Here is a 23,410-nt window from a genome sequence, read left to right as displayed (position 1 = left end):
CTGCCTATTGTCAATGGCGTTGTACAAAAAAAATTAAGAATTGCTATTTTTTATCATTATGATAAATGTTTACTATTCAGCCAATAATGGCTATAACCTAATTAGAAATTTTATGTTAGAATAGTGAAAATTTTATTATATCTATATTTATAAGAGGAAGTCTCATGTCTATTATTAGAATGCAAGATCTTGATCTAAAAGGAAAACGCTTATTTATTCGCTCAGATCTTAATGTGCCAGTCAAAAATGGTAAGGTAACCTCTGATGCACGTATTAAAGCATCATTACCAACTATTGAAGAAGCAATTAAAAAAGGCGCTAAAGTAATGGTTACTTCACACATTGGGCGTCCAACGGAAGGTGAATATAACCCAGAGTTTTCATTACAACCTGTAGTTGATTACTTAAAAGAGCATGTTTCTTTCCCTGTACGTTTAGTTAAAGATTACTTAAACGGTGTTGATGTTAAAGAAGGCGAACTTGTTGTGCTTGAAAACGTTCGTTTTAATGTGGGTGAAGGTAAAGATGACGAAGCTTTATCAAAAAAATATGCGGCACTTTGTGATATCTATGTCATGGATGCATTTGGTACTGCTCACCGTGCGCAAGCTTCAACTCATGGTGTTGGTAAATTTGCCCCGATCGCTTGTGCCGGTCCTTTATTAGCCGCTGAACTTGATGCATTAGGTAAAGCGCTAGATAATCCAGCTCGCCCAATGGTTGCAATTGTTGCCGGTTCAAAAGTATCAACTAAATTAACTGTACTTGATTCTTTATCAAAAATTGCCGATCAAATTATCGTTGGTGGTGGTATTGCTAATACTTTCATCGCAGCAGAAGGCTACAATGTTGGTAAATCACTTTATGAAGCTGATTTAATCCCTGAAGCGAAAAAATTAATGGCTAACTGCCATATTCCTGTCCCGACTGATGTGCGTGTTGCAACTGAATTTAGCGAAACAGCAACAGCGACTGAAAAATCAGTTGCCGATGTTAAAGAAAATGAACAAATTCTTGATTTAGGCGACAAATCAGCTGAAGCATTAGCCGACATTATCAAAAAAGCCAAAACGATCTTATGGAATGGCCCTGTAGGCGTATTTGAGTTCCCTAATTTCCGTCGTGGTACTGAGATTGTTGCTAAAGCAATTGCTGATAGCGATGGCTTCTCAATTGCTGGTGGTGGTGATACATTAGCTGCGATTGATTTATTTGGTATTGAAGATAAAATCTCTTATATTTCAACTGGTGGCGGTGCCTTCCTAGAGTTTGTAGAAGGTAAAAAACTTCCTGCTGTTGCAATGCTAGAAGAGAGAGCAAAAGCGTAATAGTTTTCTATATGAAGGATGAGTCAATCACTCATCCTTTAATTTTTATATAAATAAATTTATAGGTATTAAAATGGCTACAAAGATTTCTGATGTCGTTAAACCTGGTGTTGTAACCGGTGATGATGTTCAAAAAGTGTTTCAAGTTGCTCGTGAAAATAATTTTGCATTACCCGCTGTTAACTGTGTTGACACTAATACAATTAATGCAGTAATTGAAACTGCGGCTAAAGTTGGTTCTGCTGTTATCGTTCAATTCTCTAACGGTGGCGCTCAATTTATCGCAGGTAAAGGATTGAAATTAGATGGGCAAGAAGCTGCTGTTTTAGGTGCGATTTCTGGTGCTAAACATGTTCACCTTATGGCTGAAAAATATGGCGTGCCTGTTATTGTTCATACTGACCATTGTGCAAAAAAATTATTACCATGGGTTGATGGATTACTTGATGCTGGCGAAACGCATTTTGCTAAAACCGGTAAACCACTATTTTCTTCACATATGATCGATCTATCTGAAGAGACATTAAAAGATAATATTGATATTTGTTGTCAATATCTTGCTCGTATGTCTGCAATGAAAATGACATTAGAACTTGAATTAGGTTGTACTGGTGGTGAAGAAGACGGTGTTGACAATAGCCATATGGATAGTTCAGCACTTTATACTCAACCAGAAGACGTTGCTTACGCTTATGAACGTTTAAGCGCAATTAGCCCTCGTTTTACCATTGCGGCTGCATTCGGTAACGTACATGGTGTTTATAAACCAGGTAATGTTAAATTAACGCCAAAAATTCTTGATAACTCTCAAAAATTTATATCAGAAAAATTCAATTTACCTGAAAAATCACTAAACTTCGTATTCCATGGCGGTTCGGGCTCTACACCAGAAGAGATTGCTGAAGCAGTAAGTTACGGTGTTGTTAAAATGAACATTGATACTGATACTCAATGGGCTAACTGGGCAGGTATCTTAGAATATTATAAAGCGAACGAAGCTTACTTACAGGGTCAATTAGGTAACCCTGAAGGTGCCGATGCGCCAAATAAAAAATACTATGATCCACGCGTATGGTTACGTAAAGGTCAAGAGTCTTTAGTTTCACGTTTAGAACTTGCATTTAAAGAGCTTAATGCAGTAAACGTACTTTAACTTATTGTTTTTAAACATATTAACTTAAGGCAGGGTGATAGCCCTGCTTTTGGTTTATCCTTTAATAAATAAAACTTGCATTTTTTTATTTGTTGTAGGATAATTCTGCCCTCATTTAACTTAGGGGAGCTGTCTATTTATTAATATTGGTTATTAATAGAGGCGTTTGCACCCGAGAAAAGGAACCTAAAATGGCAAAGAAAGTACAAGCCTACATCAAGTTGCAAGTTGCAGCTGGTGCAGCAAATCCTAGTCCACCAGTTGGTCCAGCACTTGGTCAACATGGTGTTAACATCATGGAATTCTGTAAAGCATTTAACGCTAAAACAGAAAGCATGGAAAAAGGTCTACCTATTCCTGTTGTTATTACAGTATATTCTGACCGTTCATTTACTTTTGTTACTAAAACCCCACCAGCAGCTGTATTATTGAAAAAAGCTGCAAAAATCAAGTCTGGTTCTGGCGAACCTAACAAGAAAAAAGTTGGTAAAGTAACGAGTGCGCAAATTCGCGAAATCGCTGAATTAAAAGCTGCAGATATGAATGGTGCTACCATTGAAACGATGATGCGTTCTATCGAAGGAACTGCACGTTCAATGGGCTTGGAAGTGGAGGGTTAATTCATGGCTAAATTATCTAAGAAAGCTAAACTTATCCGCGAAAAAGTGAATGCGACTAAACAATATGAAATCAATGAAGCAATCGCTTTATTAAAAGAGCTTGCTACTGCTAAATTTACTGAAAGCGTTGACGTTGCTGTTAATTTAGGTATCGATTCACGTAAATCAGATCAAAACGTTCGTGGCGCAATCGTGCTTCCACATGGTACCGGACGTAGTGTTCGTGTTGCTGTGTTCACACAAGGCGCAAATGCTGAAGCCGCTAAAGAAGCTGGTGCTGAATTAGTTGGTATGGACGATCTTGCTGATCAAATCAAAAAAGGCGAAATGGATTTTGATGTTGTTATTGCATCTCCAGACGCTATGCGTGTTGTTGGTCAATTAGGTCAAATTTTAGGGCCACGTGGTTTAATGCCAAACCCTAAAGTCGGTACTGTAACACCTAACGTTGCTGAAGCAGTGAAAAACGCTAAAGCTGGTCAAATCCGTTACCGTAATGATAAAAATGGTATTATCCATACTACTATCGGTAAAGCTGATTTTGATGCAGATAAGCTTAAAGAGAATTTAGAAGCATTACTTGTTGCATTAAAACGTGCAAAACCAGCTTCATCAAAAGGCGTATTTATTAAGAAAGTAAGCCTTTCTACAACAATGGGCGCTGGTGTTGCTATCGATCAAGCAACATTAAATGCAACTGTTTAATTAGCTGTTAGCCAGTTAAACAAAAAATCGGTTGGTGTCTGGCCTTAACCAGACCCCGTCCAAGACCGTAGGTGTAATTGTTATTTGATTACTTAATTTTCCTACGTAGACGGTGACAGAACCTGATAAGATATAATACAGGAATTCTGCTCATCGTGGTTATGCTAGTTACGTGTGTAACTAGTTAAAATCAGTCTAGGCTTTGCCTAGTTTAATCCAGGAGCAATACCAATGGCACTAAATCTTCAAAATAAACAAGAAATTGTTGCTGAAGTTAACGAAATCGCCAAAGGTGCGCTATCTGCAGTTGTTGCTGACTCTCGTGGCGTAACTGTAGAAAAAATGACTGCATTACGTAAATCTGCTCGTGAAGCTGGTGTTTATATGCGTGTTGTTCGTAATACGCTATTACGCCGTGTTGTAGAGGACACTCAATATGAGTGTTTAAAAGATACGTTTGTTGGTCCTACTCTAATTGCATTTTCAAACGAGCACCCAGGTGCCGCAGCGCGTATTTTTAAAGCGTTCGCTAAAGAAAATGATAATTTTGAGATTAAAGCCGCAGCCTTTGAAGGTGAGTTGATTACCGCAGCGAACATTGATCGCTTAGCAACATTACCTACTTATGAAGAAGCATTAGCTCGCTTGATGTCAACCATGAAAGAAGCCGCAGCTGGCAAATTGGTTCGTACTCTTGCAGCGGTTCGCGATCAAAAACAAGCTGCTTAATAGCGCTGTGATTGTGAATTTTATCAATTAAAAAAATGTAAATTTGGGAAACTATATTATGTCTATCACTAAAGAACAAATTTTAGATGCAGTTGCTGAAATGTCTGTAATGGACGTTGTTGAACTTGTATCAATGATGGAAGAAAAATTTGGCGTTTCTGCAGCAGCAGCTGTAGCAGTTGCAGCAGCTGGTCCAGCTGAAGCAGCAGAAGAAAAATCTGAATTTGATGTAATCTTAAAAGATGTTGGCGCTAACAAAGTAGCGGTTATCAAAGCCGTTCGTGGTGCAACTGGTTTAGGCTTAAAAGAAGCTAAAGATCTTGTTGAATCAGCTCCAGCAACAGTTAAAGAAGGCGTTAGCAAAGCTGATGCAGATGAACTTAAAAAGGCACTTGAAGAATCTGGTGCAGTTGTCGAACTTAAATAAGTTTATCAAAAGCAAGCTAAATGGCTGGGGGTTTTTTACCTCCAGCCTTTTTGCGCTGTAATAAGTCAAAGAATTTTATTTTAAGATTATCAATAAGAAGTAATAAAGAAATAGTATATTTATTAAGCCTAATCAATTGATATTTATAGATATTTTCGATGAGGTGTCAGGCGTTATTATTTAAAGGTAGTACCCCCTGATGAATATTTAATCATGCTAAAATAGCAGATAAGCAAGTTGAGGAACTAATGGTTTACTCTTATACCGAGAAAAAACGAATTCGTAAGAATTTTGGTAAGCGTCCACAAGTCTTGGATATACCGTATCTTCTTTCTATTCAACTTGATTCGTTCCAGAAATTTATTGAGCAAGACCCGGAAGGTCAATATGGTCTAGAAGCCGCTTTTCGTTCAATATTTCCGATAAAAAGTTATAGTGGTAACGCTGAGTTACAATACGTGAGCTTTAAAATGGGCGAACCTGTGTTTGATGTTAAAGAATGTCAAATTAGAGGGATCACTTACTCAGCACCGTTGCGCGTAAAATTACGTTTAGTTATTTATGATAAAGATGCGCCAGAAGGAACAGTAAAAGATATTAAAGAGCAAGACGTCTACATGGGCGAAATTCCTTTAATGACGGACAACGGAACATTTGTGATCAACGGTACAGAACGTGTAATCGTATCACAATTACATCGTAGTCCTGGTGTGTTCTTTGATAGTGATAAAGGTAAAACACACTCTTCTGGTAAAGTTTTATATAATGCTCGGATTATTCCTTATCGTGGCTCTTGGCTTGATTTCGAATTTGATCCAAAAGATAATCTTTTTGCTCGTATTGACCGTCGTCGTAAACTACCAGCAACAATCATTCTACGTGCGTTAGGTTATGAAACTGAAGAAATTTTAGATATATTCTTTGAAAAGACCATTTTTGAAGTTGGCAAATCAAAATTAAAAATGGATCTTGTTCCGGAGCGTTTACGTGGTGAAACAGCGCTATTTGATATTGAATCTAAAGGCAAAGTTTATGCTGAAAAAGGTCGTCGAATCACTGCGCGCCATATCCGTGAACTGGAAAAAGACAAAGTTACTAAAATTGATGTACCTGTTGAATATATCGTTAATAAAGTTCTGGCAAAAAATTATGTCAATGAAGCAACGGGCGAAATTATTGCCGCTGCTAATACACCAATTTCATTAGAACTATTATTGGAATTAACCAACGCAGGTCATAAGAAAATTGAAACCTTATTCACTAATGACTTAGATCATGGTCCATTCATTTCTGAAACATTGAATGTCGATTCAACTCGTGATCGTTTAGGTGCATTAGTTGAAATCTATCGAATGATGCGTCCGGGCGAGCCACCAACAAAAGAGGCTGCCGAAGCGTTATTTGACAACTTATTCTTCTCTGACGAGCGTTATGATCTCTCTGCTGTTGGACGAATGAAGTTCAACCGTTCTTTAGGGCGTGACGATATTGAAGGCGAAAGCGTCTTAACGAAAGGCGATATCGTTGATGTTATGAAAAAACTTATCGCTATCCGTAATGGTCATGGCGAAGTGGATGATATCGACCATTTAGGTAATCGTCGTATTCGTAGCGTTGGGGAAATGGCAGAAAACCAATTCCGTATTGGTTTAGTTCGTGTAGAACGAGCTGTGAAAGAGCGTCTATCTTTAGGCGATCTTGATTCATTAATGCCACAAGATATGATTAATGCTAAACCAATCTCAGCGGCAATCCGTGAGTTCTTTGGTTCTAGCCAGTTATCACAGTTTATGGATCAAAACAATCCATTATCTGAAATAACACATAAACGTCGTATTTCGGCGTTAGGTCCGGGTGGTTTAACTCGTGAACGTGCAGGCTTTGAGGTGCGTGACGTACATCCAACTCATTATGGTCGTGTATGTCCGATTGAAACGCCGGAAGGTCCAAACATCGGTTTGATTAACTCATTAGCGGTTTATTCACGTACCAATGAATACGGATTCTTAGAAACGCCATACCGCCGAGTGATTGACGGTATTGTAACTGATGAAATTAACTATTTATCAGCAATTGACGAAAGTGAATTTGTTATTGCTCAGGCTAACTCAAACCTTGATGACAATGGTCGCTTTAAAGAAGATTTAGTGACTTGCCGTTTAAATGGTGAATCTGGTTTATACAGCCCGGAACAAGTTCATTATATGGACGTATCAACACAACAAATCGTTTCTGTTGGTGCTTCATTAATCCCATTCCTTGAGCACGATGATGCGAACCGTGCCTTGATGGGTGCGAACATGCAACGTCAAGCTGTGCCGACGTTAAAAGCAGAAAAACCATTTGTTGGTACGGGTATGGAACGTGCGGTTGCGGTTGACTCAGGTGTAACAGCGGTTGCTCGTCGTGGCGGTACAGTACAATATGTTGATGCTTCACGTATTGTTATTAACGTTAACGATGATGAAATGTATGCCGGTGAAACAGGTATTGATATTTACAACTTAACTAAATATACCCGTTCTAACCAAAATACTTGTATTAACCAAATTCCATGCGTGGAATTAGGCGAAAAAGTTGAACGTGGCGATGTACTTGCAGACGGTCCATCAACCGATTTAGGTGAGTTAGCACTTGGTCAAAATATGCGCGTGGCATTTATGCCATGGAATGGTTATAACTTCGAGGATTCTATTTTAGTTTCTGAAAAAGTGGTACAAGATGACCGTTTTACATCGATTCATATTCAAGAGCTATCTTGTGTATCTCGTGACACTAAATTAGGTGCGGAAGAGATTACTGCCGATATTCCTAATGTGGGTGAAGCAGCACTATCTAAATTAGATGAATCCGGTATTGTTTATATCGGTGCTGAAGTGAAAGGTGGTGATATTCTGGTTGGTAAAGTAACGCCTAAAGGCGAAACGCAATTAACACCAGAAGAGAAATTACTACGTGCTATTTTCGGTGAAAAAGCATCTGATGTTAAAGATACTTCATTACGTGTACCAAACGGTGTTTCTGGTACGGTTATTGATGTTCAAGTCTTCACTCGCGATGGTGTACAAAAAGATAAACGTGCACTTGAAATTGAAGATATGCAACTTAAACAAGCACGAAAAGATCTGACTGAAGAGCTTAAGATCTTAGAAGCAGCATTATTTGCTCGTATTCGTGATGTGTTAATTTCAGGTGGAATTAAGGCAGAAAAATTAGATGCACTACCACGTGAAAAATGGCTAACAATTGGTATCTCAAACGAAAGCAAGCAAGAGCAATTAGAGCAACTTGCTGAGCAGCACGAAGAGATCAAAGCTGAGTTTAACAAGAAACTTGAAGCTAAGCGCATGAAGATCACACAAGGTGATGATCTACAACCTGGTGTGCTTAAAATTGTTAAAGTTTACTTAGCGGTTAAACGCCAAATCCAACCGGGTGATAAAATGGCGGGTCGTCATGGTAACAAAGGGGTTATTTCGAAAATTAACCCAATTGAAGATATGCCATATGATGACAAAGGCCGTCCGGTTGATATCGTGTTAAACCCACTAGGTGTTCCGTCTCGTATGAATATTGGACAGATCCTGGAAACTCACTTAGGTATGGCTGCTAAAGGTATTGGTCAAAAAATTGATACCATGCTAAAAGAGCAACAAGAGTTAGCTAAGTTACGTGAATTTATCCAAAAAGCTTATGATCTTGGTCTAGGTGCGGCACAAAAAGTCAATGTAGCTGAATTTACCGATCAAGAAGTGATGACTTTAGCACAAAACTTACGTAATGGTATGCCACTTGCTACACCAGTGTTTGACGGTGCAAAAGAGCAAGAAATCAAGTCATTACTTGAGCTGGGTGATTTACCAACTTCAGGTCAAATTACATTGTATGATGGCCGAACTGGTGAACAATTTGAACGCCCGGTTACCGTTGGTTACATGTACATGCTTAAGTTAAATCACTTAGTTGATGACAAAATGCATGCTCGTTCTACTGGTTCATATAGTCTTGTTACTCAACAACCATTGGGCGGTAAAGCTCAATTTGGTGGACAACGTTTCGGTGAGATGGAAGTGTGGGCACTTGAAGCATATGGTGCAGCTTACACCTTACAAGAAATGTTAACTGTTAAGTCAGATGACGTGAACGGTCGTACTAAGATGTATAAAAATATTGTAGATGGTGATCATCGTATGGAACCTGCGATCCCAGAATCGTTTAATGTATTATTAAAAGAGATTCGTTCGTTAGGTATTAATATCGAGTTAGACGAAGAGTAATCTTCGCTAACTTAAATGATTTCTATTTATAGGGATAACTTATTAGCAATAATAAGTTATCTAATTGGTTTAACTCCATAGGAGTCAATTGTGAAAGACTTACTAAAGTTTCTAAAAGCACAAACAAAAACAGAAGATTTTGATGCTATCAAGATAGGCCTTGCCTCTCCTGATATGATCCGTTCATGGTCTTTTGGTGAAGTGAAAAAACCTGAAACAATCAACTATCGTACGTTCAAACCGGAACGTGACGGATTGTTTTGTGCACGTATTTTTGGACCAGTAAAAGATTATGAATGTTTATGTGGAAAATATAAACGTTTAAAACACCGTGGTGTGATCTGTGAAAAATGTGGTGTTGAAGTTACTCAAGCCAAAGTACGTCGTGAGCGTATGGGGCATATTGAACTTGCATCGCCAACTGCACATATTTGGTTTTTAAAATCATTACCATCACGTATTGGTCTTTTATTAGATATGCCACTTCGTGACATTGAACGTGTGCTTTATTTTGAATCATTTATGGTTCTTGACGGCGGAATGACAAACTTAGAACGCGGTCAAATTTTAACAGAAGAACAGTATTTAGATGCGTTAGAAGAGTTTGGTGATGAATTCGATGCTCGTATGGGTGCCGAAGCGATTCAAGAATTATTACGTAATATCGATGTGCAAGCTGAATGTGAAGCACTACGTGATGAGCTTGCAACTACCAATTCTGAAACTAAACGTAAAAAACTGACTAAACGTATTAAGATTATTGAAGCATTCATTCAATCAGAAAATAAACCGGAATGGATGATCTTAAACGTATTACCTGTGTTGCCACCTGATTTACGTCCATTAGTACCACTAGACGGCGGACGTTTTGCAACATCAGATTTGAACGATCTATATCGTCGTGTGATTAACCGTAATAACCGTTTAAAACGTTTATTAGATTTGGCGGCGCCGGATATTATCGTACGTAACGAAAAACGTATGTTACAAGAATCTGTTGACGCATTACTTGATAATGGTCGTCGTGGTCGTGCAATTACCGGTTCTAACAAACGTCCATTAAAATCACTTGCCGATATGATTAAAGGTAAGCAAGGTCGTTTCCGTCAAAACTTATTAGGTAAACGTGTTGACTACTCAGGTCGTTCAGTAATCACTGTAGGTCCATACTTACGATTACATCAATGTGGTTTACCGAAGAAAATGGCACTTGAATTATTCAAACCATTTATTTACGGTAAATTAGAGCGTCGTGGTTATGCAACCACCATTAAAGCAGCCAAGAAAATGGTTGAACGTGAAGATGCAATTGTTTGGGATATCTTAGATGAAGTTATCCGTGAACATCCGGTACTACTAAACCGTGCTCCAACACTTCACCGATTAGGTATTCAAGCGTTTGAACCTATCTTGATTGAAGGTAAAGCGATTCAGTTACATCCATTGGTTTGTGCGGCATTCAATGCTGACTTCGATGGTGACCAAATGGCGGTGCATGTTCCATTGACGTTAGAAGCGCAATTAGAAGCGCGTGCGTTGATGATGTCAACTAACAATATTCTTTCACCTGCGAGTGGTGAGCCTATCATCGTTCCTTCTCAGGACGTGGTATTAGGTCTTTACTATATGACTCGTGATAAAATTAATGCTAAAGGTGAAGGCATGGTATTAACCGGACCTAAAGAAGCAGAAAAACTGTATCGTTTAGGTTTAGTTGAATTACATGCAAAAGTTAAAGTACGTATCACTGAAAGTCATCGTAATAGCGTTGGCGAATGGGAAGATACAACATCAGTTATTGATACCACTGTTGGCCGTGCTATTTTATGGTTAATCATGCCTAAAGGTATGAGTTTTTCAGTTATCAATCAGCCATTAGGTAAAAAAGCGATTTCACGTATTTTAAATATCTGTTATCGCCAACTAGGCATGAAAGAAACCGTTATTTTAGCTGACCAAGTGATGTACACAGGATTTGCTTATGCAGCACGTTCAGGTGTATCGGTTGGTATTGATGATATGGAAATTCCGGCGAAGAAATTACAAATCATCAATGAAGCTGAAATCGAAGTTGCTGAAATTCAAGAGCAGTTCCAATCAGGTTTAGTTACCGCTGGCGAACGCTATAACAAAGTTATCGATATCTGGGCGGCAGCCAATGAACGTGTTGCTAAAGCCATGATGGATAACTTATCAACGGAAAAAGTGATTAACCGTGAAGGTAAAGAAGAAGTTCAATCTTCTTTCAACAGCATCTATATGATGGCCGACTCAGGTGCTCGGGGTTCTGCGGCGCAGATTCGTCAGTTAGCTGGTATGCGTGGCTTGATGGCAAAACCGGATGGTTCTATCATCGAAACACCAATTACAGCAAACTTCCGTGAAGGGTTAAACGTACTACAGTACTTTATTTCTACCCATGGTGCACGTAAAGGTCTTGCTGATACGGCGTTAAAAACTGCGAACTCAGGTTACTTAACTCGTCGTTTAGTTGATGTGGCACAAGATTTAGTTGTTATCGAAGATGACTGTGGCACATTAGAAGGCGTAGTAATGACACCAGTTATCGAAGGTGGAGATGTTAAAGAGCCACTTCGTGAACGTGTTTTAGGTCGTGTAGCAGCTGAAGATGTATTAAAACCGGGTAGTACAGATATCTTAATTCCACGTAACACATTACTTGATGAAAGTTATTGTGATTTACTGGAAGCAGAATCTGTTGATAGCGTAAAAGTTCGCTCTGTGGTTTCGTGTGATACTGATTTTGGTGTGTGTGCGAAATGTTATGGTCGTGACTTAGCCCGTGGTCACCTGGTAAATAAAGGTGAAGCAATCGGTGTTATCGCTGCTCAGTCAATCGGTGAGCCAGGTACACAGTTAACCATGCGTACGTTCCACATTGGTGGTGCGGCATCACGTGCGGCAGCAGAATCTAGTGTTCAGGTTAAAAATAAAGGTAGCATTAAATTAACCAATGCTAAATTTGTGACTAACCCGGATAAGAAACTGGTTATCACTTCTCGTAATGCTGAGTTAACCATTATTGATGATTTAGGTCGAATGAAAGAGACTTACAAAGTTCCTTATGGTTCGATTTTAACTAAAGGTAATGGCGCTGCGGTTGATGCTGGTGAAACAGTTGCAAACTGGGATCCGCATACAATGCCTGTTATCTCTGAAGCGAAAGGCTTTGTTAAATTTGTTGATATGGTTGATGGTCAAACTATTACCCGTCAAACCGACGAATTAACCGGGCTTTCATCTATTGTGATTTTAGATGTAGCAGAAAGAACAGGTGTCGGTAAAGATTTACGTCCAGCAATCAAAATTGTTGATGCTAAAGGTAAAGATATCTATGTCGCCGGCACTGAAATGCTTGCGCAATACTTCTTACCGGGTAAAGCATTAGTGCAGTTAGAAGACGGCGCTGAAATCAATGTCGGTGATACCCTTGCTCGTATTCCACAAGCATCGGTTGGTACTAAAGATATTACCGGTGGTTTACCACGTGTTGCTGACTTATTTGAAGCACGTAAACCAAAAGAACCGGCAATTCTTGCTGAAATCGACGGTATTATCTCGTTCGGTAAAGAGACCAAAGGTAAACGTCGCTTAATTATCACGCCATTAGATGGTAGTGAGCCGTATGAAGAGATGATTCCAAAATGGCGTCAACTTAACGTATTTGAAGGCGAACAAGTTGGCCGTGGTGATGTGATTTCTGACGGTCCTGAATCAGCGCATGATATTTTACGCTTACGTGGTGTAAATGCGGTGACACGTTACATCGTTAACGAAGTTCAAGAAGTTTATCGCCTACAAGGTGTAAAAATCAATGATAAACACATTGAAGTTATTGTTCGTCAGATGTTACGTAAAGCGACAGTTATTCATCCGGGCGGTTCTCGTCTACTTGACGGTGAACAACTTGAAGTTTCACGCTTGAAGATTATCAATCGTGAACTTGAAGCGCAAGGTAAAGAGCCTATTGTTTACTTACACGATCTGCTTGGTATTACTAAAGCATCGTTAACAACTGAATCGTTTATTTCTGCGGCATCATTCCAAGAAACGACTCGCGTATTAACCGAAGCAGCTGTTGCAGGTAAAAACGACGAATTACGTGGCTTGAAAGAAAACGTCATTGTTGGTCGATTGATTCCTGCTGGTACAGGTTATGCTTACCATAAAGAACGTTTACGTAAACGTGCAGTACCTGCAAGCGATGAAATTCAAACAACTGTTTCTGCTGAAGAAGCAAGCGCTAACTTAGCTGAATTACTTAATTCTGCAGAAGAAAACCAATAGTCAGTAAGACTAAGTTATTAAAATAGCACGTGTAAGCACGTGCTATTTTTTTATCTCTATAATAAAAAAAGGAGTTTTAATATGTATATTGTCATGAATCGCTTTAAAGTAAAACGAGGTAGCGAAGATACTTTTATTGAAATATGGCGTAACCGTGATAGCCATTTAAAAGAGATGAAAGGATTTAATCGTTTTTATTTTTTAAAAGGGAAAACTGACGAAAATTATACGTTATTTTCATCATTTGCCGAGTGGGAATCGAAAGCCGATTTCGAAGCTTGGGTGAATTCTGAACAATTCAAACATACACATCGTAATACTGGCAATAGACCAAACAATCATGATATCTATTATGAGCCAGCGCAATTAGAATGCTTTGAAAGTGTATTGTAATTAATTTCAAATAGAACGCCGCTTATTTTTGTGAATTTATAAAATCGACATTAATCATAATTAATCGTCATTTTGTGATCTACAATACAAAATAAGCGGCTTATTTTTATGAGTAAATTAGCAATATAAATAGCATGCAATGTAAAAATGGATATAATATGAAATAAATTATCCTAAACTAAATGGATTTAGCTGACATTAGCTTGCAACATAACCGATTACGTATTGGTTAGACTATCTATTATTAACATACATATTTTAATTTTATCGAGTTAATTCTTCTTTTTTTGAAATAGGGTAAATAAATTTGTTGATGAAATTTAAATTCAAGTGATAACTGAGTGTTTATTAATTACGTAGATAGCTTATTTTATTTCTATTTTTGATGTATTCATTTGTTAAGCTATCCATAAATTCAACTATTTATAGGAATCTACAATGAAATCAAAATTATTATTAGTTGTTTTGGTGTTAGTTATTATTGCGGCATTTTTCTGCTTTAGCCGTTACAACGGTATCCAAACCCGTGACGAAGGCGTGGCTGCTGCGTGGTCAGAAGTCGTTAACCAATATAAACGTCGGGCAGATTTAACCCCAAATTTAGTTAATGCGGTTAAAGGTTATACTACACACGAAAAAGAAGTGTTAACTCAAGTGACCGATGCAAGAAGTAAAGTTGGCTCAATTCAAATCAATGCTGATCAGCTAACCGATCCGGCTTTATTTGCCAAATTCCAACAAGCACAATCTGAATTAAGCACTGCTTTAAGCCACTTAATTGCTGTCAGTGAAAACTATCCTGATCTTAAAGCCAGTTCACTTTTTCAGGATCTGATGAGCCAGCTAGAAGGCACCGAAAATCGCATTGCTGTTGCCCGTGGACGATATATACAAGCAGTACAATCATTTAATATCTATATCCGCCAAATACCGAATAACTGGATAGCAGGCTTTTTAGGTACCGGGCCAAAACAACAATTTACGGTTGAAAATGAAAAGGAAATTTCAAATGCACCCGCAGTTAACTTTCAATAATCAAGATTGTCAAAAAATATTGAGCGTTGAGTTTGCTGTGAATCATCAGTTGGTTTAGCTATCAATCAACTGAAATTCTCTTCCTTTAAAATCGAGTTATCGTTATGACCATACGTTAACTCGATCACATAGATATACTTCACAATAATGCTCTATTGAGTTTCCCCAATACAAAATAAATCGTGCCAAATTTCCATGACGGCAAAACTTGATAAAAAAAGCAGATGTTAATAGCAAAATTGTTATCTGGCTATATAATAGTCATTTCTATCAATTGATGTCTTGTATAACTTAAACCTGAAATAAATAGAGTCGATTAGCTTTTGATATGCGCTTTTGAAAAGTCATAATATTATTCTATAGCAGGTCATTTTGGACAAAATGTAATGAAAAGATATGTTTTATTGAGTATGTTGTTAATGTTGAGTTGGTTTAGTTATGGTTTGACTGAAATTCCTGCGTTTAATAGCCATATTATCGATACAACCAATACCTTAAGTGCATCGCAAGTCAATTCTTTAGAATCGAGCCTAATTCAATTTGAACACTCTAGGACTGATGGCGCACAAATAGCCGTTTTGATGATCGCAAAACTCGACAATGAAACCATAGAACAGTATGCGCAGAGAGTTTTTAACCAATGGAAAATTGGTAAAAAAGATCTGGATAATGGCATTTTATTGTTAGTGGCAAAAGATGACCGACAGATGCGTATTGAAGTGGGGTATGGGCTTGAAGGCATTGTTACCGATTTAGTCGCTAGTCACATCATTCGGGAACAGTTAGCCCCACAATTTAAGCAAAATAACTATTATCAGGGCATTGATGATGCAGTGTCGGTATTAAAAAGTGCCATAATTGGTAATAATATTTATTTAGAGAATCAAACCCAGGATAATCAGACAATTGGCTTGAGTGAAATGTTAGATATGTTGTTTCACTGGATCGCTCAATTAAGTTGGAAAGTGTGTTCTTTTCTTGTGTGTTTAGCCTTAACGGTTAAATTCGAAAAAAATATATTTAAACGCATTATTATCACATCACTATCAAATAGCTTGTTTATCCTTTTTGTAACTTGGTGTGTTGACGGTTTTAGTGACTTAGATCTGACCGATGTCGTTTTTATTTTTGTTATAAACTATGTGTTTGCTAACTTGTTAATCATCGCTATATTTATCGCTATCAGTTGTAAAAACGGCACTATAAATTATGTGTTTGCTAACTTGTTATTTACCGCTATCAGTCGTAAAAACGGTACTATAGAAAGTCATAGCGAGAGTGACAGTAGCAGTCGATCTTCATCTGGTGATTCGAGTAGAAATTCCCAAGATGGAGGTGGCGGCCGCAGTGGCGGTGGCGGTGCATCCGGTCGTTGGTAATGAGATGAACAAAGATCATACTTATTAAGTTTTAATAGTAAGATTGTGATTTGGCTATATAATAGTTTTAGTTAACCAACGATATCTTGTCTCAACGCTTTATAAAATGGATCGCAATTAACTGTTTGTTGTAAAACAGAAAAAGTAAAATTTTATTTAGCGTTGTTAATCATAAGGCAAAAAATACCATGAAAAGATATTTTCTAAGTAGTTTATTGTTAATATTCAGTTGGTTTTGTTATGGGCTAACCGACATCCCGGAATTTGCACATCGTGTTATCGACACGACCCATACTTTAACCGATTCTCAAAAAGAGTCATTAGAATCAAGTCTAATTGACTTTGAAAAGCCTCGAACCGATGGTGCCCAAATAGCGGTTTTAATGATTGCCAAACTGGATAATGAAACGGTAGAACAATACGCAGATAGAGTCTTTATTCAATGGAAAATCGGTCGAAAAGGACAAGACAATGGTATTTTATTACTTATTGTAAAAGATGATAAACGTATGCGAATTGAAGTTGGCTATGGGCTTGAAGGAACTATTACCGACTTAGTGGCCAGTAAAATTATTCGTGAACAATTAGCGCCACAATTTCGACAAAATAACTATTATCAAGGAATTCATAATGCCTTATCTGTACTGAAACAAGAAATTGATAATCCTACCCCGAAAAGTGAAGATAACGAACAAGGCTCTAACTTGTTATCATCAGAAGATTTTACTTCCATGTTGAGTAATTATGCGCTGGTGTCATTTTTTATCTGCCTTACACTTGCTAACTTATTTTATCGTAAAGATAAAACTAAACGATGTTTATATACAGGTTTATTTAACGCACTATCTGTTGGTGGATTCACCCTTTGGCATATGCGCGATATATTTATGATAGTATTTATCATGTTTGTGGTATTTATTTTGAGTACCATTGCCAGCCGCATTGTGACTCCCGGAGCTGGTGGCGGAAGAGGAAATCATCGAGGAGGAGGCGGTTTTGGTGGTTCTAGCGGTGGCTTCGGCGGAGGTGGCGGCTTTAGCGGCGGCGGTGGTGGTCGCAGTGGTGGAGGTGGCGCTTCCGGTAGCTGGTAAATGGGATAAAAAATAAGGCGCTATATGCGCCTTAATCATATCGATTAATGGTAGTTTATTTTTTACCATCCTTCCCTATTTAAAAATTTAGCCACAACATATCTCGCTGCAATCAGCGATAACATTTTCTGATTTATGTAGCCTTTAATGTTGGTTAAAACAGTGTTGTTATGCCCATTGATTCATCGTCTTTTTTTAGAAAAATCGTGTTAATTTTTATGATCTAACTCACAAAATTAACAATCATTTATTTATCAAAATTGACCTATCAAGCAAGATTAAGTCTGCTTGTCCTACGATAAAACCCCCATAATAAAAAATTTCCTATTGTTGTAGGAAAAACTCTCTATCCACATTGCTTATGGTTTGATTTAGGCTTTATTCATTCTCAAAACAGACAATGCTAGTGATTATGACTCAAATAAAATTTCGCATGATCGAAGATGATCTGACGCTTGAAGAGGTGACAGAAAACACTATCAACATTATTAATACTTGGTTAGCTGAGCATCAAATTGTACAAAATGAGGTGCAAAAATTGATGCTCTATTCCCATATTAAATCCATGGTTCAACGGGCTAAAACTTTAGAACAATTACCTGAACTCGATCTCACTTTATTTGACCAACTATCTGAAGAGTCCTTAGCGTTAGCGCAAAAAACAGTAAATTTATTCGATAATTTACCAATAGAAGAAGCATATTTATTGGCTATTCACTATGACGTAGCCAAAGCAAATGAATCGATAAACAAAAATTAAAAAATAAATGGAAAGGAGAAACATTATGGCTCAAGTGATCATTGTAATAGGCGATCGAATGGGAAAAGGACAAAAAATTGCCCAAGGCATTAATTCGGTAGAAGGCTGCCAAGCAATTGTGATCCCCGGTATGGCAGCCGATATGAAATTGGGAGATGTGATGAATCAAGAAAATGCCGATTTAGGTCTTTCATTTTGTGGTAGTGGTGGGGCTGGCGCAATTACCGCCCAAAATAAATATGGTTATACCCAACGTCATGGAATGCGTTCGATTGAAGAAGGAGAAACGGCAATCAATGATGGCTGTAAAGTGCTGGGTTTTGGTTTTATGGATACCGAAGAATTAGGGCAACGTATCGCCAAAGCATTTTTGAAAAAAAATCCTCGTGAGTAAAAGGGCATATCAGCATGAAACAAAATCAACAGCAAATAGTAAGAGTAAGAGGTCAAGGTGATTCTAAGCAACGTGCATTTGCTAATGCATTAAGTCAGGTACAAAAACAGGTGCTTAAAAATTCATCCAATATGATGTTGCGTATAGAGCCGCTGAATATTCAAATCGTATCAGCAATAAAGAAGATCACCACTGAACGATTTTTATTTATCTTTTTACCCAGAAAAAAGGCCATTTATGACATTACACTCGATGTGGCTGTTGATGTTTGTTTTGTTGATTTAAGTCATATTGAATTTACTTCTCAATAACAAAAAAAGGAAAGTTATGGAAATTCTCATCATTGCATTTAAGTCAATCATTATTGGTGGACTTTGTGGTTTAGGGGTTGGAGCCGGGGCGGCAAGGATGTTTCACGCCCCAACTTATCAAGGTATGGGGGCATTTCGGACATTGGGTGAGCTCAACGCTTGTGAAGGCGATCCGGCTGCGCACTTTTCATTTGGTTTAGGGTTCTTTTTTAATGCCTGGGCATCATCCGTTGCCGCAGGTTCGTTTACCCAAGATGTTGATCATCGCATTATTCCAAACTGGGGCGGTGCTTTATTGATGATTAAAAATCGTAATCTTGGCGAAACGTTGCATGATCCTAAAAAAATGGCCATTGCCTGCGCAATCATCGGCATGATAGTGGTGCTGTTTTTAAATACAACAACATCGGTTATTCCCGATTCGTTAAAGATAACTGCCACAAAAGTTCTTGTGCCTGCTGCCAATTTGCTAGTCGCAACAGTGATGCCGGTTATTTTCTGGCTGGCAGCTTTAGATGCAGGGCGACGTAGTGGGTTTTGGGGAACATTATTTGGTGGTCTGGCACAGTTAATTATGGGCAATGCCGTTCCCGGTCTGGTGTTAGGCATACTTATCGGTAAAGGTGTCGATGATAGTGGTTGGAATCGAATGATGAAAATTATGTTAATTGCTGTCATTTTGCTATTTGTGATGAGTGGCTACTTCCGGGGCTTTGATATGAAGATGATAAACGCATTTAGCGACGGTTTATCTTATTGGTTTAAATAATATAGGAAATGATTATGAATACACAAACAGCACTAAATAAAAGTTTCTGGTATGCCGATTGGTCGTTTCCTATTCTTTGTGGATTATTATCCGCCGGAATTTTTGCCGGGACACATACCTTTTATGTTTATGGTATCGGCGCTTTTAACGAAATTGCCTTTGTTGCCATGCTCAAATCGGGTATGAGCACCGGGGATTATGGTGCAGTGGCCGCATTTGGGGCAAGTTTTTTATTTGCTCGTGTGATTGAAGGCTCTTTAGTTGGCATACTCGATATCGGTGGCGCTTTACAAACCGGTATTGGGCTTGGCGTACCCGCCTTATTATTGGCCGGTGGTTATACACTACCCATTGAAAACTTCTTTATCGCTTTAGTAACTGGCTTCGTGTTAGGCGCCTTAATTGGTTTAGTTATCATTTTGATCCGAAAATTCACCATTAACAGCACTGGTGGTTCAACTTTTGGCGCTGATGTCATGATGGGGGCGGGTAATGCTTCGGGGCGTTTTTTAGGACCAATGATTATTTTATCTGCAATGGCTGCTTCTATTCCAATTGGCATAGGGTCTTTACTAGGCGCACTCATTTTCTATATTTGGAAAAAGCCAATTACTGGTGGCGCAATTTTAGGTGCGATGATTTTTGGTGGAATATTTCCTATTGTCTAATGTTAACTCTCCGCTGTCGTTGGTTAAATTACAGCGGATTTGGAACAACGTATGTATGATTTAATAATAAAAAATGCCAAACTCATTGATGAGACGTGTGTCGATATCGCTATAGAACAAGGTCAAATTGCTGAGATTGCAAATTCGATTTTAGCTCGATCGAAACGGGTGTTGGATCTACGCAATAAACACTATATCAGTGCCGGTTGGATCGATTTACATACGCATTGCTTTGCGCATTCACCTATATATTATGACGAACCTGATGTAATTGGTATAAAAGCCGGCGTGACATCGGTCGTTGATGCCGGGAGTGTCGGTGCGCTTGATGTGGCTAAATTTTATCAATTAGCCAGACAAGCACATACCCATGTTTACTCATTTTTGAATATATCCAAAATCGGCTTAATAACGCAAAGTGAACTTGCCAATATGGATAATATTGATGCGCTTTTATTTGAACAAGCATTAATAAAATATCCTGATTTTGTGGTCGGAATCAAAGTAAGGATGAGCCGGAGTGTGGTGGGTGAAAATGGTATTGAGCCTTTAATTAAAGCCAAAAAGATCCAAAAAAAATGTGGTTTACCGTTGATGATTCATATTGGCAACAATCCACCGGATCTGGATGAGATCGCCGATTTATTGACGGAAGGTGACATTATTACTCACTGTTTTAATGGCAAGCCTAATCAAATCCTTGATAAGAACAATAATTTACGGGATTCGATGAAATCCGCTATTAAAAGTGGCGTGATTTTAGATATTGGTCATGGTGGTGAAAGTTTTAGTTTTTCCGTTGCTGAGCGGGCAAAATGTTTAGGTGTTTACCCTAATACCATAAGTTCAGATATCTATGCGAAAAATCGCTTACATGGCCCGGTATTGAGTTTGGCAAATATTATGACCAAATTTATCGCGCTAAATTACAGTAAAAAACGAATTATTGATAGTGTAACGGTAAATCCAGCGCAGATCTTACATCTCAAAAATAAAGGTCTTATCGCTGTGGGTTATGATGCTGATTTAACTATTTTTGATATTAAACAGCAACCAACCTCATTATCAGATGCACATGGTGAGGTACGACAAAGTCAAGAACAGTTTGTTCCGTTAGCTTCCATTGTTGCTGATGTTGCAAAAGATGATATACATATACAAATCACGCAAGAAGGTAGTAAAAATGAGCTTAGAATCTCCAGCTAAAAAAGATATTTATGGTCAATATCACTTAAAAAAAGTGATTAATGCTTCAGGACGTATGACAATATTGGGTGTTTCAACACCAAGGCCGGAAGTGGTCGAAACTGTCTCGCAAGGATTAAATGAATATTTTGAAATGAAAGATTTGATTGATAAAACAGGGCAATATATTGCACGTTTACTCAATGTTGAAAATGCAGTTGTGGTATCTTGTGCGTCTGCCGGTATTGCACAGGCTGTTGCCGGTTTGATTGTGAAAGATGATCGTGATCTGTTATTTAATTTACATTCATCGATTAAAAATGTTCCTCGTGAAATCATTGTAGCAAAAGGGCATAACGTTAATTTTGGTGCACCGATTGGCACCATGGTTGCATTAGGTGGGGGAGTGGTCGTTGAAGCCGGTTATGCTAATGAGTGTGATGCTGACCATATTGCCTCACTGATTAATGTTAATACTGCTGCTATTTTATATGTTAAATCACATCACTGCGTCCAAAAAAGTATGCTGTCAGTTGCGCAGGCGGCAGCTGTAGCCCAAAAATATCAGATCCCTTTAATTGTTGATGCCGCAGCTGAGGAAGATTTAGTGACCTATTATCAGCAAGGCGCTGATATTGTGATTTATAGCGGAGCTAAAGCAATTGAGGGGCCAACTAGTGGATTGGCCATTGGTCGGCATCAAGCTATCGAATGGTTAAAGCGTCAGTCAGAAGGCATCGGCCGACCAATGAAAGTGGGTAAAGAAGGTATTTTGGGCTTAACTCGAGCCATTGAGCTTTATATTAACGACCCCAAACATGAAACCGGCCAACAAATGGTTAGCAAAATGCAGCCTTTTATTGAAAAACTCAATGCGCTTAATGGAATATCGGCCAAAGTGGTTTGGGATAGTGCCGGCCGGGATATTGCCAGAGCCGAAATCGCTTTTGATGCTAAAGTGATAGGCAAAACAGCAATTGAAATGGTTGATTTAATGAAACAAGGTGATATTGCCGTCTATTTCAGACAATACAAAGCCAATGAAGGCAAAGTTGATGCTGATGTAAGAAGTGTAACATCCGCGCAACTCGATACGATTTACCACAAAATTAAAAATATTATTCAAGGAGTAGAATAATGAAGCTAATGCCGAATTATTATCATGACCGAGTTTGTTTGAATGTGTTGGCTAATTCAATTGACAATGCCAAAGCTATTTATGAAGCAGCACAAACGCATGTAGTAGTTGGTATCTTATCTAAAAACTATAAAGATAACCAATCAGCGATCGATGATATGAAACAATATGCCAAAGCTATCGATAACGCGATTTCTATCGGCCTTGGTGCCGGTGATCCTAACCAATCAACCATGGTTTCACAACTATCAGCGGCGCTACAGCCACAACATGTAAATCAAGTGTTTACAGGTGTGGCAACGAGTCGAGCATTATTAGGTCAACAGCAGACCGTGATTAATGGTTTAGTGTCGCCAACCGGTCAAGTCGGGCTGGTGAATATCGCAACCGGCCCATTAAGCTGCCACTCACCAGCGGCAATTGTGCCGGTTGAAACAGCGATTGCTTTATTAAAAGATATGGGCGGAAGTTCAATTAAATATTTTCCTATGGGAGGCTTAAAGCATCAGGATGAATTTGAATATGTGGCAAAATGTTGTGCTGAACACAATTTCTATCTTGAACCAACCGGCGGTATTGACTTAAACAATTATGAAGCGATCATGAAAATAGCATTAAATGCCGGCGTGAAAAAAATCATCCCGCATATTTATAGCGCAATTATCGACAAAACCACAGGTGCCACCCGTACCGATGATGTCAAACAACTGTTGGCGATGACGCAAAAATTAGTAGGATAG

20 protein-coding genes are annotated in these 23,410 nt (G+C 38.4%); all 20 read left to right on the top strand.

Translation table 11 applies throughout. The annotated features are described in order from the left end of the window. Positions 1–164: 164 nt before the first annotated feature. The 20 genes from pgk (at position 165) to dagF (ending at position 23,410) form a co-directional block, all read left to right on the top strand. Positions 165–1,328, top strand: coding sequence for a phosphoglycerate kinase (gene pgk, locus J3U37_RS10075; RefSeq protein ID WP_267328796.1), 1,164 nt, complete (start codon positions 165–167; stop codon positions 1,326–1,328). Between the two features lie 73 nt (positions 1,329–1,401). Then, entirely contained in the window at positions 1,402–2,481 is a 1,080-nt protein-coding gene (gene fbaA, locus J3U37_RS10070; RefSeq protein WP_220218212.1) for a class II fructose-bisphosphate aldolase, read from the top strand. 191 nt (positions 2,482–2,672) lie between these two features. After that, complete coding sequence (rplK, locus tag J3U37_RS10065) at positions 2,673–3,101, top strand: 50S ribosomal protein L11 (protein ID WP_034884321.1); 429 nt, start codon at positions 2,673–2,675, stop codon at positions 3,099–3,101. Between the two features lie 3 nt (positions 3,102–3,104). Further along, the gene (rplA, locus tag J3U37_RS10060; RefSeq protein WP_065635706.1) at positions 3,105–3,806 is read left to right on the top strand and encodes a 50S ribosomal protein L1; all 702 of its coding nucleotides are present in this window, start codon (positions 3,105–3,107) and stop codon (positions 3,804–3,806) included. A gap of 231 nt (positions 3,807–4,037) precedes the next feature. Next, complete coding sequence (gene rplJ, locus J3U37_RS10055; protein WP_220218211.1) at positions 4,038–4,535, top strand: 50S ribosomal protein L10; 498 nt, start codon at positions 4,038–4,040, stop codon at positions 4,533–4,535. A gap of 58 nt (positions 4,536–4,593) precedes the next feature. After that, positions 4,594–4,962 (top strand): 50S ribosomal protein L7/L12, encoded by a 369-nt coding sequence (gene rplL, locus J3U37_RS10050; RefSeq protein ID WP_034901671.1) that lies wholly within the window; start codon positions 4,594–4,596, stop codon positions 4,960–4,962. A gap of 248 nt (positions 4,963–5,210) precedes the next feature. Continuing rightward, positions 5,211–9,239 carry a DNA-directed RNA polymerase subunit beta gene (rpoB, locus tag J3U37_RS10045; RefSeq protein ID WP_220218210.1) on the top strand — a complete coding sequence of 1,343 codons (4,029 nt, stop codon included), beginning with the start codon at positions 5,211–5,213 and terminating at the stop codon, positions 9,237–9,239. Between the two features lie 90 nt (positions 9,240–9,329). Further along, positions 9,330–13,547, top strand: a complete 4,218-nt coding sequence (gene rpoC / locus J3U37_RS10040) for a DNA-directed RNA polymerase subunit beta' (RefSeq protein WP_267374700.1) — start codon at positions 9,330–9,332, stop codon at positions 13,545–13,547. Between the two features lie 81 nt (positions 13,548–13,628). Next, entirely contained in the window at positions 13,629–13,940 is a 312-nt protein-coding gene (locus J3U37_RS10035) for an antibiotic biosynthesis monooxygenase family protein (RefSeq protein ID WP_267374697.1), read from the top strand. 438 nt (positions 13,941–14,378) lie between these two features. After that, entirely contained in the window at positions 14,379–14,975 is a 597-nt protein-coding gene (locus J3U37_RS10030; RefSeq protein ID WP_267374695.1) for a LemA family protein, read from the top strand. A gap of 386 nt (positions 14,976–15,361) precedes the next feature. Further along, positions 15,362–16,354, top strand: a complete 993-nt coding sequence (locus J3U37_RS10025) for a TPM domain-containing protein (protein WP_267336370.1) — start codon at positions 15,362–15,364, stop codon at positions 16,352–16,354. Between the two features lie 188 nt (positions 16,355–16,542). Then, the gene (locus tag J3U37_RS10020; protein WP_267374693.1) at positions 16,543–17,445 is read left to right on the top strand and encodes a TPM domain-containing protein; all 903 of its coding nucleotides are present in this window, start codon (positions 16,543–16,545) and stop codon (positions 17,443–17,445) included. A 412-nt stretch (positions 17,446–17,857) separates the two neighbouring features. Beyond that, positions 17,858–18,205, top strand: a complete 348-nt coding sequence (locus J3U37_RS10015) for a PRD domain-containing protein (RefSeq protein ID WP_220218203.1) — start codon at positions 17,858–17,860, stop codon at positions 18,203–18,205. A gap of 25 nt (positions 18,206–18,230) precedes the next feature. Then, the gene (locus J3U37_RS10010; protein ID WP_220218202.1) at positions 18,231–18,599 is read left to right on the top strand and encodes a glycine-rich SFCGS family protein; all 369 of its coding nucleotides are present in this window, start codon (positions 18,231–18,233) and stop codon (positions 18,597–18,599) included. 14 nt (positions 18,600–18,613) lie between these two features. Next, a complete protein-coding gene (locus J3U37_RS10005) occupies positions 18,614–18,910 on the top strand; it encodes a DUF4312 family protein (RefSeq protein ID WP_267374690.1) in 297 nt (98 codons plus the stop codon). Between the two features lie 16 nt (positions 18,911–18,926). Further along, a complete protein-coding gene (locus tag J3U37_RS10000) occupies positions 18,927–19,679 on the top strand; it encodes a DUF4311 domain-containing protein (RefSeq protein WP_267374688.1) in 753 nt (250 codons plus the stop codon). 14 nt (positions 19,680–19,693) lie between these two features. Further along, positions 19,694–20,347 (top strand): DUF4310 family protein, encoded by a 654-nt coding sequence (locus J3U37_RS09995; RefSeq protein ID WP_267374686.1) that lies wholly within the window; start codon positions 19,694–19,696, stop codon positions 20,345–20,347. 51 nt (positions 20,348–20,398) lie between these two features. Next, complete coding sequence (locus J3U37_RS09990) at positions 20,399–21,553, top strand: amidohydrolase/deacetylase family metallohydrolase (RefSeq protein ID WP_267374683.1); 1,155 nt, start codon at positions 20,399–20,401, stop codon at positions 21,551–21,553. Continuing rightward, positions 21,531–22,670 carry a DgaE family pyridoxal phosphate-dependent ammonia lyase gene (locus J3U37_RS09985; RefSeq protein ID WP_267374681.1) on the top strand — a complete coding sequence of 380 codons (1,140 nt, stop codon included), beginning with the start codon at positions 21,531–21,533 and terminating at the stop codon, positions 22,668–22,670. Before J3U37_RS09990 ends, J3U37_RS09985 begins: the two co-directional genes overlap by 23 nt. Beyond that, the gene (dagF, locus tag J3U37_RS09980) at positions 22,670–23,410 is read left to right on the top strand and encodes a 2-dehydro-3-deoxy-phosphogluconate aldolase (RefSeq protein ID WP_267328804.1); all 741 of its coding nucleotides are present in this window, start codon (positions 22,670–22,672) and stop codon (positions 23,408–23,410) included. Before J3U37_RS09985 ends, dagF begins: the two co-directional genes overlap by 1 nt.

The organism is Gilliamella sp. B3172 (genome assembly GCF_026536465.1).
Classification (GTDB): domain Bacteria; phylum Pseudomonadota; class Gammaproteobacteria; order Enterobacterales; family Orbaceae; genus Gilliamella.
This window is presented reverse-complemented; position numbering and strand designations above follow the sequence as displayed.

Bases quoted from the DNA above. Each gene is read 5' to 3' on its own strand.
- J3U37_RS10015 (WP_220218203.1), top strand. From the start codon at position 17,858: ATGACTCAAATAAAATTTCGCATGATCGAAGATGATCTGACGCTTGAA.
- J3U37_RS10025 (WP_267336370.1), top strand. From the start codon at position 15,362: ATGAAAAGATATGTTTTATTGAGTATGTTGTTAATGTTGAGTTGGTTT.
- J3U37_RS09990 (WP_267374683.1), top strand. From the start codon at position 20,399: ATGTATGATTTAATAATAAAAAATGCCAAACTCATTGATGAGACGTGT.
- rplJ (WP_220218211.1), top strand. From the start codon at position 4,038: ATGGCACTAAATCTTCAAAATAAACAAGAAATTGTTGCTGAAGTTAAC.
- J3U37_RS10005 (WP_267374690.1), top strand. From the start codon at position 18,614: ATGAAACAAAATCAACAGCAAATAGTAAGAGTAAGAGGTCAAGGTGAT.
- rplA (WP_065635706.1), top strand. From the start codon at position 3,105: ATGGCTAAATTATCTAAGAAAGCTAAACTTATCCGCGAAAAAGTGAAT.
- rplK (WP_034884321.1), top strand. From the start codon at position 2,673: ATGGCAAAGAAAGTACAAGCCTACATCAAGTTGCAAGTTGCAGCTGGT.
- rplL (WP_034901671.1), top strand. From the start codon at position 4,594: ATGTCTATCACTAAAGAACAAATTTTAGATGCAGTTGCTGAAATGTCT.
- J3U37_RS10010 (WP_220218202.1), top strand. From the start codon at position 18,231: ATGGCTCAAGTGATCATTGTAATAGGCGATCGAATGGGAAAAGGACAA.
- rpoB (WP_220218210.1), top strand. From the start codon at position 5,211: ATGGTTTACTCTTATACCGAGAAAAAACGAATTCGTAAGAATTTTGGT.
- pgk (WP_267328796.1), top strand. From the start codon at position 165: ATGTCTATTATTAGAATGCAAGATCTTGATCTAAAAGGAAAACGCTTA.
- J3U37_RS09995 (WP_267374686.1), top strand. From the start codon at position 19,694: ATGAATACACAAACAGCACTAAATAAAAGTTTCTGGTATGCCGATTGG.
- fbaA (WP_220218212.1), top strand. From the start codon at position 1,402: ATGGCTACAAAGATTTCTGATGTCGTTAAACCTGGTGTTGTAACCGGT.
- J3U37_RS10000 (WP_267374688.1), top strand. From the start codon at position 18,927: ATGGAAATTCTCATCATTGCATTTAAGTCAATCATTATTGGTGGACTT.
- J3U37_RS10030 (WP_267374695.1), top strand. From the start codon at position 14,379: ATGAAATCAAAATTATTATTAGTTGTTTTGGTGTTAGTTATTATTGCG.
- dagF (WP_267328804.1), top strand. From the start codon at position 22,670: ATGAAGCTAATGCCGAATTATTATCATGACCGAGTTTGTTTGAATGTG.
- J3U37_RS10020 (WP_267374693.1), top strand. From the start codon at position 16,543: ATGAAAAGATATTTTCTAAGTAGTTTATTGTTAATATTCAGTTGGTTT.
- J3U37_RS09985 (WP_267374681.1), top strand. From the start codon at position 21,531: ATGAGCTTAGAATCTCCAGCTAAAAAAGATATTTATGGTCAATATCAC.
- J3U37_RS10035 (WP_267374697.1), top strand. From the start codon at position 13,629: ATGTATATTGTCATGAATCGCTTTAAAGTAAAACGAGGTAGCGAAGAT.